Origin of the sequence: Halobacillus litoralis (assembly GCF_020171725.1) — a bacterium.
In the GTDB taxonomy this organism is placed as follows: Bacteria; Bacillota; Bacilli; order Bacillales; family Halobacillaceae; genus Halobacillus; species Halobacillus litoralis_F.
In genome coordinates this window covers 243,558-258,187 of sequence record NZ_JAIVAJ010000006.1, presented here as the reverse complement: position 1 = coordinate 258,187, position 14,630 = coordinate 243,558, and the positions used below count along the sequence as shown (strand labels likewise).

The 14,630-nt window shown below is 45.4% G+C and carries 17 protein-coding genes and 1 pseudogene; 2 read left to right on the top strand and 16 right to left on the bottom strand.

Annotated elements, in window-relative coordinates:
* Positions 1-2: 2 nt before the first annotated feature.
* The 15 genes and pseudogenes from csrA to LCM20_RS13205 all read right to left on the bottom strand — a co-directional run bounded on the left by csrA (position 3) and on the right by LCM20_RS13205 (position 10,813).
* On the bottom strand, positions 3-233 hold the full coding sequence (csrA, locus tag LCM20_RS13270) for a carbon storage regulator CsrA (protein ID WP_225196184.1): 231 nt from the start codon (positions 231-233) through the stop codon (positions 3-5).
* Positions 220-672 (bottom strand): flagellar assembly protein FliW, encoded by a 453-nt coding sequence (fliW, locus tag LCM20_RS13265; protein ID WP_225195958.1) that lies wholly within the window; start codon positions 670-672, stop codon positions 220-222. Before fliW ends, csrA begins: the two co-directional genes overlap by 14 nt.
* Before the next feature lie 34 nt (positions 673-706).
* On the bottom strand, positions 707-1,258 hold the full coding sequence (locus tag LCM20_RS13260; protein ID WP_225195957.1) for a DUF6470 family protein: 552 nt from the start codon (positions 1,256-1,258) through the stop codon (positions 707-709).
* A 70-nt stretch (positions 1,259-1,328) separates the two neighbouring features.
* A complete protein-coding gene (gene flgL / locus LCM20_RS13255; RefSeq protein ID WP_225195956.1) occupies positions 1,329-2,222 on the bottom strand; it encodes a flagellar hook-associated protein FlgL in 894 nt (297 codons plus the stop codon).
* Positions 2,223-2,232: 10 nt separating this feature from the next.
* Positions 2,233-4,167 carry a flagellar hook-associated protein FlgK gene (gene flgK, locus LCM20_RS13250; protein WP_225195955.1) on the bottom strand — a complete coding sequence of 645 codons (1,935 nt, stop codon included), beginning with the start codon at positions 4,165-4,167 and terminating at the stop codon, positions 2,233-2,235.
* Between the two features lie 18 nt (positions 4,168-4,185).
* Positions 4,186-4,674 (bottom strand): flagellar protein FlgN, encoded by a 489-nt coding sequence (locus LCM20_RS13245; RefSeq protein ID WP_225195954.1) that lies wholly within the window; start codon positions 4,672-4,674, stop codon positions 4,186-4,188.
* Between the two features lie 135 nt (positions 4,675-4,809).
* Complete coding sequence (gene flgM, locus LCM20_RS13240) at positions 4,810-5,070, bottom strand: flagellar biosynthesis anti-sigma factor FlgM (RefSeq protein WP_225195953.1); 261 nt, start codon at positions 5,068-5,070, stop codon at positions 4,810-4,812.
* A gap of 77 nt (positions 5,071-5,147) precedes the next feature.
* Positions 5,148-5,570: a TIGR03826 family flagellar region protein gene (locus LCM20_RS13235; RefSeq protein ID WP_225195952.1), complete on the bottom strand. Its 423-nt coding sequence runs from the start codon at positions 5,568-5,570 to the stop codon at positions 5,148-5,150.
* Between the two features lie 76 nt (positions 5,571-5,646).
* Entirely contained in the window at positions 5,647-6,258 is a 612-nt protein-coding gene (locus tag LCM20_RS13230; RefSeq protein WP_225195951.1) for a ComF family protein, read from the bottom strand.
* Positions 6,259-6,284: 26 nt separating this feature from the next.
* Positions 6,285-6,842, bottom strand: a complete 558-nt coding sequence (locus tag LCM20_RS20100) for a helicase-related protein (RefSeq protein WP_318247316.1) — start codon at positions 6,840-6,842, stop codon at positions 6,285-6,287.
* Between the two features lie 27 nt (positions 6,843-6,869).
* Positions 6,870-7,289, bottom strand: a pseudogene (locus LCM20_RS20095) (DEAD/DEAH box helicase family protein); the annotation flags it as partial.
* Between the two features lie 24 nt (positions 7,290-7,313).
* Entirely contained in the window at positions 7,314-7,598 is a 285-nt protein-coding gene (locus LCM20_RS13220; RefSeq protein ID WP_225195950.1) for a hypothetical protein, read from the bottom strand.
* 61 nt (positions 7,599-7,659) lie between these two features.
* Positions 7,660-8,502 carry a DegV family protein gene (locus LCM20_RS13215; protein ID WP_225195949.1) on the bottom strand — a complete coding sequence of 281 codons (843 nt, stop codon included), beginning with the start codon at positions 8,500-8,502 and terminating at the stop codon, positions 7,660-7,662.
* Between the two features lie 332 nt (positions 8,503-8,834).
* The gene (locus LCM20_RS13210) at positions 8,835-9,512 is read right to left on the bottom strand and encodes a response regulator (RefSeq protein ID WP_225195948.1); all 678 of its coding nucleotides are present in this window, start codon (positions 9,510-9,512) and stop codon (positions 8,835-8,837) included.
* 161 nt (positions 9,513-9,673) lie between these two features.
* Positions 9,674-10,813 carry a sensor histidine kinase gene (locus LCM20_RS13205; RefSeq protein ID WP_225195947.1) on the bottom strand — a complete coding sequence of 380 codons (1,140 nt, stop codon included), beginning with the start codon at positions 10,811-10,813 and terminating at the stop codon, positions 9,674-9,676.
* 162 nt (positions 10,814-10,975) lie between these two features.
* Between LCM20_RS13205 and LCM20_RS13200 the strand changes: the two genes are divergently transcribed.
* Both LCM20_RS13200 and LCM20_RS13195 read left to right on the top strand, forming a co-directional pair.
* Positions 10,976-11,617, top strand: a complete 642-nt coding sequence (locus LCM20_RS13200; RefSeq protein ID WP_225195946.1) for a YigZ family protein — start codon at positions 10,976-10,978, stop codon at positions 11,615-11,617.
* A 17-nt stretch (positions 11,618-11,634) separates the two neighbouring features.
* Positions 11,635-12,663, top strand: a complete 1,029-nt coding sequence (locus LCM20_RS13195) for an LCP family protein (RefSeq protein ID WP_225195945.1) — start codon at positions 11,635-11,637, stop codon at positions 12,661-12,663.
* Positions 12,664-13,020: 357 nt separating this feature from the next.
* On the opposite strand, the gene LCM20_RS13190 is transcribed toward LCM20_RS13195, so the two are convergent.
* The gene (locus LCM20_RS13190; RefSeq protein ID WP_225195944.1) at positions 13,021-14,601 is read right to left on the bottom strand and encodes an N-acetylglucosaminidase; all 1,581 of its coding nucleotides are present in this window, start codon (positions 14,599-14,601) and stop codon (positions 13,021-13,023) included.
* Positions 14,602-14,630 lie beyond the last annotated feature (29 nt).

Below are 14,630 nucleotides of genomic sequence, written 5' to 3'. Positions count from 1 at the left end.
TTTTAAGTGTTTTTGGAATTGTTTTTTAGTAAGTTAATCAAATCTAAATCTAAAGAGGCTGCTTGTGTATTCTCTTCTAAAATAGCCAAGTGTATTTCCTTTCGATGGATTTCTAATTGTGAAGGAGCATTGATACCTAGCTTTACCTGTCCACCATCTATTGATATGACTTTAATTTCAATGTCCTCTCCAATCATAATCGATTCGTTTATTTTTCGATTAAGGACGAGCATTTGATCCACCTTCTTCCTCCTGAATGATAAGGTGTTTAGTATGGTATACAGATGAATTCAATACGATTTGTTTGGCTTGATTTGTATTTTTGTTATAGATAATCGGTGCCTGCAAATTGATTGTTGATTGTTTAAAAGGATCACGAATCGTAATAACAGAATAAACTTCCACTTCTTTAGTACTGTTAATCTCTAACTCTTCTTCAGAGGTTCCATCAATATCAAATTCATAGTCCTGAAAGAATATATAAGGATTGGTTAGAATAAAAGCAAGGTCATGCACTTCCAATGACTGTAGTACTACATAGAAAGGGGCTTCTGGGATGGTTAACATCACAAATGTTTGATAATCTCTAAAACCAGGCAATCCTTGCTCAAAAGCAATTTGATCTTTCTCGTCTACTTCAACTTCGCCAAAATATTTCGTTTGAACTTTCACTCTTCATCTACCTTTCTTTTCTTCTAAATCGTATTTATATTTTCCAATCTATTTGGATACTAGCATGTTGTACTAACGAAATATCAACATACCCACGCTCATAATTAAATTCAGGATATTTAGGAGTGGCTTCGATAACAGGAGGATTTATTTGAGTTTGAATTTTCGCAGGGTTAGCTTGATAGGACAACTTAACCAATTCGGATACGGGAGTGCTTCCGAGAGGGTAATTGAAGTCCCACCCTGTATTTCTTTCCGAGATACTAGGAATAGGATTCCCATTGTTCTCAACACTCATCATTTCATCACCTTCTTGCGCCACCCTTGCTATCCCTTCCAGCAGAACTTGCTCTGCATGGGAGGCTGTGTCTCGTGTGCGTTCTGCTATAGATTTAAACCCAAGATTGCTCCATGCACTTGATTGATCAATGGTAAGTTTTCCTTTTTTCTGCTCGATTGTCATATCCGCTTTTGGTTGCTGAATAGACTGCTCCGCTTTAAACTGCTTGTATTCATGTTTAGCGGAGACTGTTTGTAAACCGATTTGGGCTTGTTGTGTCTGAACTTGCAACTTAGGAATGGACATCACCAACACTCCTCTTTACTTATTAGAACTTAGCGTATAAAAAAATAAGCGACCTGAAATTCAGGTCGCTCTATCTTAGAAAGTCCATTAGAGTGGGTTGAATAATACGGGAACCGACTCCTAGCGCAGCTCTATGAATGCTCTCCTGAGTCTTCAAATTCGTGATGACTTTTTCTATTTCTGCATCTTCATTATTAGATAACATCTTGGATGTCGATACTTCCTGCGTTTCCAGTCGATCGGTTATTAGTTCGACTCGATTCATCCTTGCTCCGAGATCTGCACGTTCGTCAACAATGTTATTGATATGGTCATCGAATGTTCCCAAGAACTCGGTGAATTGTTGTTCATTCATATTATTCCCAAGCTGAGACTCATCTTCTAGAGCAGTAGCAAAACTCTCGATATCATCAAATATACCCTGATTAAATACATTAGATGGGGTAACATTTGTTTTAATTTCTACTCCATCTGTTACTTCTATATTGACACTTGTGTCGCTGCTATCAACGGTGAACGTAGCTAAGTCAACAGGTTTTTCAGTTGTGTTAGCTCCGTTGAAAATATATTTATCGTTCACTTTAATATTCGCAATAGAACCGACATGCTCTTTTAGTTGACGAATTTCTTTTGCAATATTGGCCCTTTGTCCTTCCTCATATGTACCATTGCTCGCTTGAACAGTCAATTCACGAATTCGTTGCATAGCAAGCGTTGCTTTATCAAGAGCAGAGTCACTATTTTCCATCCAATTATTTACTTCGTTAATATTTCGCTTAAATTGCTGTACTTTCGTTAACTCAGTACGATAATTGATTCCTTTCATTGCGACTACTGGATCGTCTGATGGACGACTTATTTTTTTCCCAGTTGATAATTGCTCTTGATACTTACCCATGCGTTCATAACTATTGCTCAAATTACGCAACATATTGTTTGATAACATCCCTTGCGTTACACGCATAGAGTTTCACCTACCTTCCAACTCGTCCCATTTGGTTAATAATACGATCAATCATCTCGTCAACGACAGTAATGTTTCTTGCTGCAGCATTATAAGCGTGTTGGAATTTAACCATATTTGTCATTTCCTCGTCTAAGGAGACGGCACTTACTGATTGTCTTTGCTGTTCCACTGACCCTTTCAAGGTTGTAGCGTTCTGTTCTTGACGTTCAGCTTCTTGAGAATTAACAGCCATACTTCCTATGACGCCTTCGTAGAAACTCGTGATATCAGCTTCTTTTCCCAATAAAGAAAGACTCTCATCTCTTACGTTGGCTAGATCCTGGGCATTCCCTCCGTTACCTGCAAGGGCTTCACCGCCAACTAGGTTAGCAGCAGCGATATTATCAATATCATTTTTCACACCGTCCGTTATTCCCATAGTAGCAGAAACACCCAGGAACATTCCGCCATCACCGGGATAAGCATTTCCATATGAGAAGAATGCAGGTGGGGCATCACTCGCTGGAGCCCCCAAAGTATTGAGAGATTCCCCCTCTGTGTGAACCTGATTGAATTCTTGGATAAAAGCAGAAGCCATTCGATCAAGATCATGAAGCATGTCTGTGTAAACACCCTCCACTTCGTTCGCCCCTTGATACTCTCCTTCTATACCAATAGAAGTTGATGAAGAGCTTTCAATGGTTAGTGTAGATTCTTTTCCTTCATAATCTGATGCCAACACTAATCTTTTCACACCATCTTGAACTTCGACAGAGGCTGTTACCCCTTCGCCACCAGCATTAATTTTAGCTGAGAGCGTTTGAAGAGTTTCGTCTTCGTTAATCGTTACAGAAAACGTTTCTCCTTCTTCATAACCTGGATCTCCTTCAACTGAAACAGTCCCAGTTATGGTAAGTGTTTCCCCTTCGAGACTTGAAGGGAGAACGGCGTCATTGTTAGTATCAACAGCAATGCCTTCAGATACAGTATAAGCAGGTAAAGATGGCTCATTGTTCATATACCCTATGGATGTTACTAATGCAGACAATTTACCATTGGATAGAAATTCACCTTTGGTGAATTTCTGTTCACCAAAAGAAATTTGTGTAGCTACAGTTTGTCCCATCGTCTCCCCAAATGAGACGCTTACTGTTTCAATCTCTTCCCTCACACCATCCACTAGTGTGATAGGTGGATCAAGTGGTGTACCATCATTTGAAGCAAGCTTAACGGTTGCCTTTCCCATTGCTATTGGGGAAGGAGCTCCTCCAGATGATGTATATGTAACATCGATATTCACTACTTCTGACATTTGGTCCAACAATCGATCTCTTTCATCATATAAATCATTGGGCACGTATCCATGTGGTTCTACTTCAGCTATTTGTTTATTCAAGTTATTCAATTGTTGAGAATAAGAGTTAAGCTCTTGAGATGTGACATTAATCTCATTTTTCAAATCCTTTTGAATCGATGTTAAGGAAGAGGACAAATAATTAAACGTCTCTGCTACAGCCATCCCTCTCTGCCTAACTACAGACCTCGCACCTGCATCTTCAGGATTTGTAGACAAGTCCTGAAGAGACTGCCAGAAACGATCCATGGTTTTTGACAGTCCTTGGTCAGAGGGTTCATTCATTACTTCTTCCATTTTTCTCATAGAGTTTGACAAGGATTCATAATAACCTGTTTTAGTATTCTCGTTACGATATTGAAGATCTAAGAACTCTTCTCTTACACGCTCGATTGATTGTGCCTGAACACCACTCCCCATTTGACCTGGTATTTCGGGTCGGTTTCGTGATGCAGGTGGAAATGGACTTGTCTGTTCAAAATTGACACGTTGTCTAGTATATCCTGGTGTATTGGCGTTCGAGATATTATGCCCCGTTGTATATAACGCAGATTGTTGCGTAAAAAGACCTCTTTTAGCAACTTCTAGTCCGTGAAAAGTGGAAACCATTTAAACTCTCCTCTTCTATCAGGCTTTTGAATCGAAAACAGATCTTTTCGATTTAGTTGATTGACTTTCATTAACTCCATAGTTCACGCTCTCAAGGGAAGGTTGCAGCATATCGAGATATAGATTCACAAACTGCAGCGACTGTTTCGTCAACTCAGCGTTTAAGATCTCCTGCTTCTTCAAATCAGCCAACACAAGAATCAACTCGTTGTACTTGTTCTCAAGCGCCTCATACTGTTCACCCTCAAGATGCTCAAGCATCTCTGAAATCGTCGGTTCAGTTGCCGTAAGACCTTGTGACGTGTACCACTGCGCAACAGTTGTCATCCGTTGTTTTTCTACCTTATTAATCGCCTGTACATGCTTCCGTTCTGTCGCAAGCAGCTTCTGCAAGGCGGTCGTGTCGTTGGCCTTTAAAGCGTCCGTTTTATTTTGTGATAAAGCTAAGAGACTTTCGTGAAGCTGCTTCAGCTGTGTCATCGTCTGTAGAATAGGTTGCACACTCACACCAATTCTCCTCTTTACTATTTAGTATTTTTCACTCCATCGTCATAAGCCAATCGCTGCAGTGGGCGTGCCACTCCAGCGATTGACCTACGACAAGCAGAAGCAAAGCCATATCCCTATGACTTTGCTTTCCGTTTACTTCGTCCAAAAATCGATCATTTTCTGAGCTGTCAGTTTCGGGTCTATTTGATAGTTCCCAGATTCGATGTCGTGCTTGATCTGGTCGACTCGTTTTTGGCGAGCAGGATTCGGTTGATCTTTTCCTTGCATTTGCTTCGCCTCATTTGAGATTTCTAATTTATCTTGTCGGTTTCCCTGCTGCTTCATGTCCGTTTGTTGTTTAATGGATTTCTGATAAGGGTTGAAGTTCGATTGGTTTGGTCCATGAATTTTCACAGCGTTCACCTCATTTCTTTCGTTACCTTAATTACTATCTATATCGGCTAAATCAACTTATCCTTAACCCTTACTTTTTAATCATCTTCAAGAGAGTAATAAGTCTTATTCTTAGCTCTTTCTGCCTCTCTTTTATGCTTTTCAAGCTCTTCATTACGTTTCATTTTATTCAAACCAGAGTGAATTTCTTCCGTGCAGCTTGAACATAACCGGCCGTCCTGAATATCGCCGCCACAGCGCTCACAGCTGTACATCAAGTTCGGGAACTGGGCCGGGTGCAGACGTTTCTGCGCCACGAATTTGCGAATCAGCTTCTCCTCAACCCCTGTATGATATTCAATCTCCTGCACGTTCGCTGTGCGGTTCTGCTTTTTCCGCATGAAAGCGTAAACGGTTTGGAAGTCCTTTTCCTCTTGTTTCTTGCAGTCCGGGCATACATAGACGCTCGGCCCCTTCATGAAAATCGCGTTACAACGCGGACAGTTCGCTACTTCCGCCATGTCGTTGCCTCCTCCATATCTTCTCTACTTATTATATCGGCAAATTCGCGAGAACCCAAAGTGTTTTGGGGTGAATTTATCGAAAAATCGTAAAGGAGGACACGCTCGGACAGCCCGCTTCCTTCAAGAGCGATGCCGCATGCCGAAGCGTCGTTCCCGTCGTATAAATATCATCGACGATCGTAACCGGTGCTCGGATCGGCTCCACTAACCGGAACGGATTCTCAGACGTCACCCGCTCCGCCCGCTGCTTCTTCGACTGCTTCGATGTCCCGCTTCTCTCAAGCAGCGAGACAGACTCCCCGCCGAGAAGGCGAATCACCGCTTCCGACTGATTAAACCCACGCTCAGCCAGTCGCTCGTCACTCAACGGAATCGGAACAAGAGGTCCCTCCAACGAGGCAACCTGCTCCCTCAACGAATAAAGCAGCTCATAGTCCCCACGATACTTCCACTTCGCCACCCAGTCCTTCGCAAAGTCATTGTACGCAAACAGCGCCGTATTTTTCTCAAGCGGGTCTTCCTTGTCCATTCCCCATCTCTCACAGTCAAAACAAAGCCCTGTGCTGTCGCCTCGCCCGCATTTCGGACACGTCGGCGTAATCCGCTCAAACTGACTTAAACATCCTTCGCAAATCGACGACCGCTTCGGAGGCAGGAAGACATTCGTCCACGTAACCTGTGTCATGATATCGTTCGAACAAACATAACACCTCACCGCCGTTCCCCCAACTTGTTCATATGCATGATCGAATCACGGGCATCTAGCATCGCATTCGTCTTCCCGCTGTGAAAAAAGCGCACGTCCCCGTCCGGATCATCAGGACTTCTGCCAGCCCGCCCCGCAATCTGCACAAGCGCCGCTTCATCAAATACCGTATGCCCCGCATCGACCACAAACACATCGACCGACGGAAACGTCACCCCACGCTCCAAGATCGTCGTCGTCAGCATCAACCGGAACTTCTTGTTCCTGAACGCAGTCACCTTCTCCACCCGGTCCGGATCCTCGGCAAAGACACCCTCCGTCTGAATCCCCTTTTCTGACAAATAAGCCTGCACCCACTCTACTATTTCAACCGTAGGTAAAAAAATCATCAGCTGTCTCGTCGTCTTCTGCTGTTCCGAAATGGAATTGAGTACGTTTGGTGGGAGCTGTTTTTTCTTCAACGTGCGGGTGAGCGATGGAATAAGGTGAAGGGTCGGAACAGAGAGCGGGTGGCCGTGAAAGCGTCTCGCGATAAAAACAGCTGGAAGCTTCTTCAGCCGCACCCGCCACTTCTCAAGCTTTCTCGGCGTCGCCGTGAGATATACTTTCGCAGCATTGGACTTCGCCGCTCGACCGGACGCAAATTTCAGCGATTTATCATTGTAATAAGGGAACGCATCGATTTCATCGATAATCATGACATCAAAGGCATTCGAGAATCTGAGAAGTTGGTGGGTAGTGGCGATGATGAACGGGGCGTTTCTTTCTCTGTCAGGGCTGTCTCCATATAACACTTGGATCGGGACGTCCGGAAAAGCCGATTGCAGGCGGGGCTTCAGTTCACGTACGACATCCGCTCGAGGCGTGGCAAGGCAGACACGCTTTCCTTGCTGCAAAGCAGATGCTAGGCCGGGGAACAGCATTTCCGTTTTGCCCGCACCGCAGACGGCCCATACAAGCAGCTCGCCGCTTGTGTTCATGCAGTGCTGAATGGCATCCGCGCCTTTTTTCTGCCAAACCGAAAGCTCGCCCTTTCACTGAAGAGGCTCTTGATAACGGGGCCACTCACAGCCTGGGTCCGCTTCGTATAAGGGTTCACATTCGATGACGCGGCCCATCTGGATGCACTGACGGCAGTACAGACATTCCTTGCCGCAGGCGGCGTGAGGCATGTGGCCGAAGAGATAGGATTTCGTGTTCCCGCATCGCAGGCATTGATGACCGAAGGATTTCTTTTGAATAGAAGGAACAGGGGTGTATTCGTGGAGTTCTTCTGGAGGAATTTCTTGGGAGAGTAGTAGTTTACCAGCATGTTTCAAAGCATCACTTCCTCATCTAAAAAATAGAGCCTGTTTGAGTCTCACAAACAGGCTCTTGATGTTAGGATTTGCGATACCAGCCGAGGCCCATGGCGCCTTCGCCGAGGTGGGTGCCGATGACAGGGCCGAAGTAGCTCATTTCGACTTCGACATTGTCGTACTGTTCAAGCTCGGCCATGATTTCAGCCGCTTCTTCTTCACGGTTGGCGTGAATCAGGCATGCTTTATACTGTCCGCCGTCCTGGATCGTCTCCTCGAATAAGGAGCGGATCCGCTTCAGCGCTTTTTTCCGGGTACGGATTTTTTCAAACGGAACGATTTTCGTGTCGACAAAATGAAGAACGGGCTTCACTTGCAGAAGACCGCCGACAAACGCCTGCGCTCCGCTCAAGCGACCGCCACGGTGCAGGTGGGAAAGGTCGTCCGCCATGAAGTAGGCACTCATCGTCGATTTCATTTCGTTCATGCGCTCCATGATTTGTTCAGGAGTCGCGCCGTTGTTCGCCATGTCTGCCGCTTCGAGTGCGTAGAAGCCCTGCATCCGGCAGCTGATTTCGGAGTCGAACACGTGAACGTTGATGTCCTCGACCATGTCGCCTGCTGTCACCATGCCTTGATACGTCCCGCTGATGCCGCTCGACAAATGAACCGCAACGACCGCATCATACTCTTTCGCGAGCTCTTCCAGCTTTTCAACCATCAAACCCGTAGAAGGCTGCGACGTCTTCGGAAGATCGCCACCTTCTTTGACCATGTCATAAAAATCATCGGCCTTCAGATCCACTTCTTCCTGGTACGATTCATGTCCAAAAATGACGTTCAAAGGCACCATATGTATATGTTTTTCGTCCCGGACTTTCCGGGGCAGATACGCTGTACTATCTGTCAGCACCGCCGTTTTCATACTCGGTCACTCCCTATATTCTTTACTTCACTTTATGTATGCGTTCATTTTCTATGCGTTTTCTCTCATTCTACATGAACCCCGCCCTTTTTGCATCTGAAATTACGAATCAAGTGGGGTTGGTGCAGGCCGTTTTCGAAAAACGGTCGTGAGCATGGCGCTCGCGGCTGTTTTGATCCGGATTTGGACTCAAAGACGCATCGAGAATTCTTCTCCCAACCGTTTCAGCCTCTCAGCAAAACCAAAACGGACGTGAGGCGCTTTCTCTCTACCTTTTCCCAAAACAAAAAAAGACCCGAAGAGGCACTTCCTCTTCAGGCCTTCCTTCCTGACTAGATCACTTCGACCCAGCCATTTTTAATCGCCGTCACAACGGCTTGCGTACGGTCGTTCACGTTCATTTTCTGCAAAATGTTACTCACGTGGTTTTTAACCGTTTTTTCACTGATATACAGAGATTCTGCAACGCCGCGGTTGCTGTTTCCATCAGCCAATAGCTGAAGGACTTCGCATTCGCGTCGCGTCAGAAGGTGAAGCGGCTTACGGTACTCGATCGTGCGGTACGCGTTGTTGCCGTTCGTTTCGGAAAGGCGGCGGTATTCAGCGACGAGGTTGTGCGTCACTTTCGGGTGAAGATAAGATCCCCCGTCTCCTACCACTTTGATCGCTTCGATCAGGGCATCGGAATCCATTTCTTTCAACAGGTAACCTTGTGCACCGGTCTTCAATGCGTGGGTTACGTAGTTTTCATCATCGTGAATGGATAGGATGATGACTTTCATGTCCGGGAATTTCTTTGTAATTTCTGCTGTTGCTTCCACGCCGTTCATAGTCGGCATGTTGATGTCCATCAACACGACGTCCGGCATATATTGTTCAATGAGCTGGGCGGCGGATGATCCGTCGTCTCCTTCAGCTACTACTTCAAAACTAGATTCAAAGTCTAATATTCTTTTAACGCCTTCGCGGAATAATTTATGGTCATCAATCAGAACTATTCTTGTCGTCATGATCTCTTCCTCCTATATGATCTTTTGCCTTTTTGGGGTTTCTGTCCCCTCACCTATACTTTTTTCTCTATTTTCGTATGGGAGTCACTCCATACGTCCTATTTCTAATCCTTTTCCCATATTATAAACGATTCACGCCCAATTACATAGTTTTTATACAATCATCCATTAATTGGTATTTGAATCGTCACAATGGTCCCTTCACCGGGGCTTGAATCGATGTTCAATTCGCCATCCAGCATGTCGACGCGTTCACGCATCCCGACGAGGCCGAACGACTGCTCTTTTTTCTCTGACGGGTCGAACCCTTTGCCGTTGTCTTTGACGATGATCATCGTGCTTTGCAGCGTCATTTCGACTTTGACGGTGATTTCAGAGGCTCCGGAGTGCTTGATGGCATTTTGTACCGCTTCTTGAAGCAGGCGGAACAGAGCCACTTCATACTTCGTTTCTAGACGGCGTTCTTTGCCGAAGGACTGAAAATTGATACTGATTTCGTTGTAGTCTTCCATCGTTGCGATGTACTTCTTCAATGTTGGAATAAGTCCTAAGTCATCCAATGCCATCGGGCGAAGGTCATAAATGATTCGTCTGACTTCATAGAGAGCCGAACGGACCATTTTCTTCAAGCTTTTCACTTCTCTCATGGCTTCCTCGATCCCCCGCTCCCGATATGTACGGTCGACAAGGTCGGATCTTAACATGACGTTGGCCAGCATCTGGGCTGGTCCGTCGTGGATGTCCCGTGATAGACGGCGGCGCTCTTCTTCCTGCGCCTCAATGATTTGAAGTCCGAACTGCTGCTTTTCTTTTGCATCTTCTAGAGCATCTGACACTTGCTTGAAGTCTTCGGTCAGATAATTCAGCACAACGGAGATCTTCCCGCCAAGCGCTTCGGCTCTATCTATGGTGTCTTCCAAGTTGCGCAGGCGTAATTCCAAATCATCGCGGCGTTCGCGCAGCTGTTTCTCTTTTTCTCTCGTCATGGACAGGTCCATCTGCAATCCATGCGTCTGTTCATATACTTCTCTAATGTCTTGCTCGGAATATTCCTGGAACTGCTTGCTCACTTCCGACAACCGCATCCGCGAGAATTTCACTTTCTGCTGGAGCTTGTCGCCTTCATCAATGAGCTTGTGGACTTGTCGCTTCGTTTCCATCAATTCCTTGCTCAGTTTCTCAAATTCATTTCTGGAATCTTCGCTTATTTGAAAAATTTCATCTTTACTGTTGGTGACTGTGTCAACCATCTCATTAATGATATAATCAAGGGCTTTGTCACCAAGTTTTTTTTCCGTCATCACAAGTCCCTCCATCAATATTCACACACACTCATTCGATTGACCTAAGTCATTTTGTGGGGGTGTTTTTCTTCATTTTTTTGATTGTTTGCGAATTTTTTCTAGATTTGCCGAAATCAGCTGACGGTTATATAATTAGAGTTTAGGAGGTTTAATCATATCATGCTAGAGAGTTATTATACCGTAAAACCTGAAGGATCAGAAGAAGTAATCATACAGAAATCCCGTTTCATCGGCTATGTAAAGCGATGTGAGACGGAAGAACAAGCACAGGAATTCATACAGACAATCAAACAAAAACATAATGATGCAACCCATAACTGCTCCGCCTACATGATCGGCGAGCATGACTTGATACAGAAAGCGAACGATGATGGCGAACCGAGCGGAACTGCTGGTGTGCCGATGCTTGAAGTTTTGAAGAAAAAAGGGCTGAAAGATACAGCCGTTGTCGTAACTCGTTACTTCGGAGGAATCAAACTCGGAGCCGGCGGGTTAATTCGTGCGTACGGAGGTACCGCCTCTCAAGCGATTGACACGACGGGTGTCGTCCGTCGCCAGCTGATGAAGGAAATCAAAGTGACCGTCCCTTACCACCTACTCGGAAAACTGGAAAATGAAGTCCGCCAGTCGAAGTACACATTGGATACGATTAATTATTTGGAAAATGTGGAATTAATAATATATGTAGAGAGTGGACTTGAACAGGAATTTGAGGACTGGATCATCAACTTGACGAGTAACCAAGCTAAAATAACGCACGGTGATTCATCTTATGTGGAATTCGATGTCACCTCGGAATGAAGGAGCAGAAACCACCCATGAAGAACAATAAGCTCAAAATCTTCCTTTGGTCGACTGCGTTCATTTTTCTTACGGCTGTCGGTGCCGTAGGCGGATATGCAGCCTATGTCACCGACCAAGTTGAGAAAACCGCTACTGATTCACACGTAGAATTGGACCGCGGTGAAAAGTCAGAGAAAAGGGTCGAAGTCGTCAATCCCGGCGAAGACCACACTTCGGTTTTGTTTGTAGGAATTGACGACAGCATCAAACGCTCAAGCGACACGGACGGCGAACGTAATGCCTTATCCGATGCGTTAGTGCTTGCCACCTTTAACGACGACGATAAATCCGTCAAGATGCTCAGCATCCCAAGAGATTCCTACACGTACATTCCAGAAGTCGGCTATGAAGATAAAATTACACACGCCCACGCTTTCGGCGGCATTGACGCCACAGTAGAGACGGTGGAAGAAATGCTGAATATCCCTGTCGATTATTATGTCCGCTTGAACTTCACATCCTTCACAGAAGTTGTCGATGCCATGGGCGGCATTGAGTATGACGTGCCGTTTGATATATCAGAGAAAAACAGCCGGGACATGCACGGTGCGATCGAACTTGAGGAAGGATACCAGACGCTGAACGGCGAAGAAGCCCTCGCCCTTGCAAGAACGCGTAAATATGACAGCGACCTTGCCCGCGGCCAGCGTCAGATGGACTTGATCCAGGAAATGATCAAACAATCGATGACGCCAAGCACGATGAATCAAGTCGGCGATATTCTTCAGTCAATCAACAATAACTTAAGTACCAACTTATCCTTCTCCCAAATGCTCGCTTATAAAGAGTACTTTTTCCAAAAGCAGGGTCTGACATTTGATAAAATGCAGTTAGACGGGGAAGGCACGTATATCAATGATATTTGGTATTACGCTGTAGAAGACGACAGCCTCACAGATACACGGGACGAACTCCGCGCCCACCTTGAAATCGGAGAACAGAACCTGGATGATGACAACATGAACTCCTTCGCCGAAGACGGTGATGATGAGGACTCTATGTAAAGAGCAAGAGCGTGCTGACCTCAGCACGCTCTTTTTTTGGTTGGTGGATATCATATATATCAAGATGAAAATAGAGTAGTACTTCAAGAGCTCTGTTTGCACATAGTGTAAAACAGACAGCATAATTAGAATAAGGTTCTGTATCACTACTTAAGCAAAGTGGGGTGGAAAATGACGAGACTCCTGCGGGATGCACGGACCACGGTGAGATCCCCGACAGCGCAGCTGGAGGTAGCTCACCGTCCCCCGTGGAAAGCGAGTTATTTTCCACCCCACTGAACACCCCATTCCGTACAGAACCTTTCTCTACAAGTAAAGCTCCCCTGCCAACAAGCAAGGGAGCTTTCGTAACGAGATCTATTTCGTTTCTTCTACCACTGTTTCTTCCGTGTCATCTTCAGCAGGAGCATCCTCTTCTGCATTTTCATCATCAGAATTGTCGCCACTACCGTCATCTTGACTTTCTTCTTCTTCACCGTCTTCTTCTTCCTCTTCATCGACTGTCGGGAATTTCACGGCTTCATAATCTTCTTCAAGCAGCTGGGCATCGTAACCACCAAGGAACTTGTCGGCACGGTAGATGTAACCGGCGATTTTCTGTCCCCAGAACGGGTCGGATGCATATTTGATGTTCATGCCGCCGGACTTGTCTCCAAGGTAGGCTCCGTTATAGCGGAACGTCCCCTCTTTCAAATAGCCGTTGTCCAGCACTTCTTCGGCGATAAAGGAGATGCCTTCTTCCATCGTCTCGAACGTGGCAGCACTGTCATACGCACTTCCGTCATATGCCTTGTAGCCAAAAAGGTTGTTCTTGTCGCGTGCAATCGCACTTGTCCCCCATGCACTCTCGTGAATGGCATGAGCCATCAAGTACAGGGCATTGACTTCATACTCTTCTTCCGCTTTGATAAACGCTTCTCCGAGTCCGACAAGGCGGTTTTCCTTATCCAAGTACTCCGGATACGCTTCTTCTAAATACTGATCCAGTTGATCTGCGTTATAGTGTGATGTCTTACGCAGGTCCAAGTCATTAAAGAACAGGAACTTCTCACCCTTGAAGGTGTTTCCGTCCAAGCTTTCAACCTGTTCCCCTTCTTCCATATTTTCCGGTGCCGCGCCGTAGTTATAAGAAGCACGGATGCCATTCAAATATAGACGATGATAAAGATCGCCGCCTACATTTTCATAGTAGGACTTTCCTTCATAGAAAGGTTCCGTTACAAAAGAAGCATTGTTGTGAGAGATGTAATATTCCTGTCCTGCTACGTTGACTTTCACCGCGTCTTCTGTAGACTCCAAATACATCATCTCTTGATTTCCGTTCACATAACTGTTTTTCGGGTCACTTGAAAGGCTCTCATCTTTAAACAGGTTGGTAAAGCCTTTTGAGAACAGCTGCGTTCCTTCTACAGGCGCCCAAACCATTGTTCCGTTACGAATGATTGCCTCTGTTCCATCTGTGCTTGCGGCATCAACCGCTTCGTCTAATGAATCATAAGACGTACCAAGATTCCAATCTGCCGGTGTGCTAAGCATCTCGACGATCTGGTATTCCTTTGAAACGGAGAACGGAAGCTCGACCGCCTGCGTCATCGGCAGTTCACCCTGAACGGATTTTACATCACTTGAAATATGTAAAACGTACGAGTTGTCTACTGGATAATTCGTAGTCGGTTTAACGATTAGTTTCGTACCATCCTCTACGACATCAAGTTTGATATCCGCATAGTTTCCGGTCGATTTGTCTAAAACGTAAACATTTTCGTATGTCACGGTCTCCTCCATCACCGGCGTGTTAAATGTAATCGTCCACTCTTTATCCGGAGCGACGTTGATTTGTTCTTCTCTCAAGTCCACACTCGCATCTGCCAGGACGAAGCTTGAGAATGAACAAATGGAAAAAGTGATCAGTAGAACACTCATTAGCCATTTTTTCAATTGTATTCCTCCCCGCTAGTAATCTATCA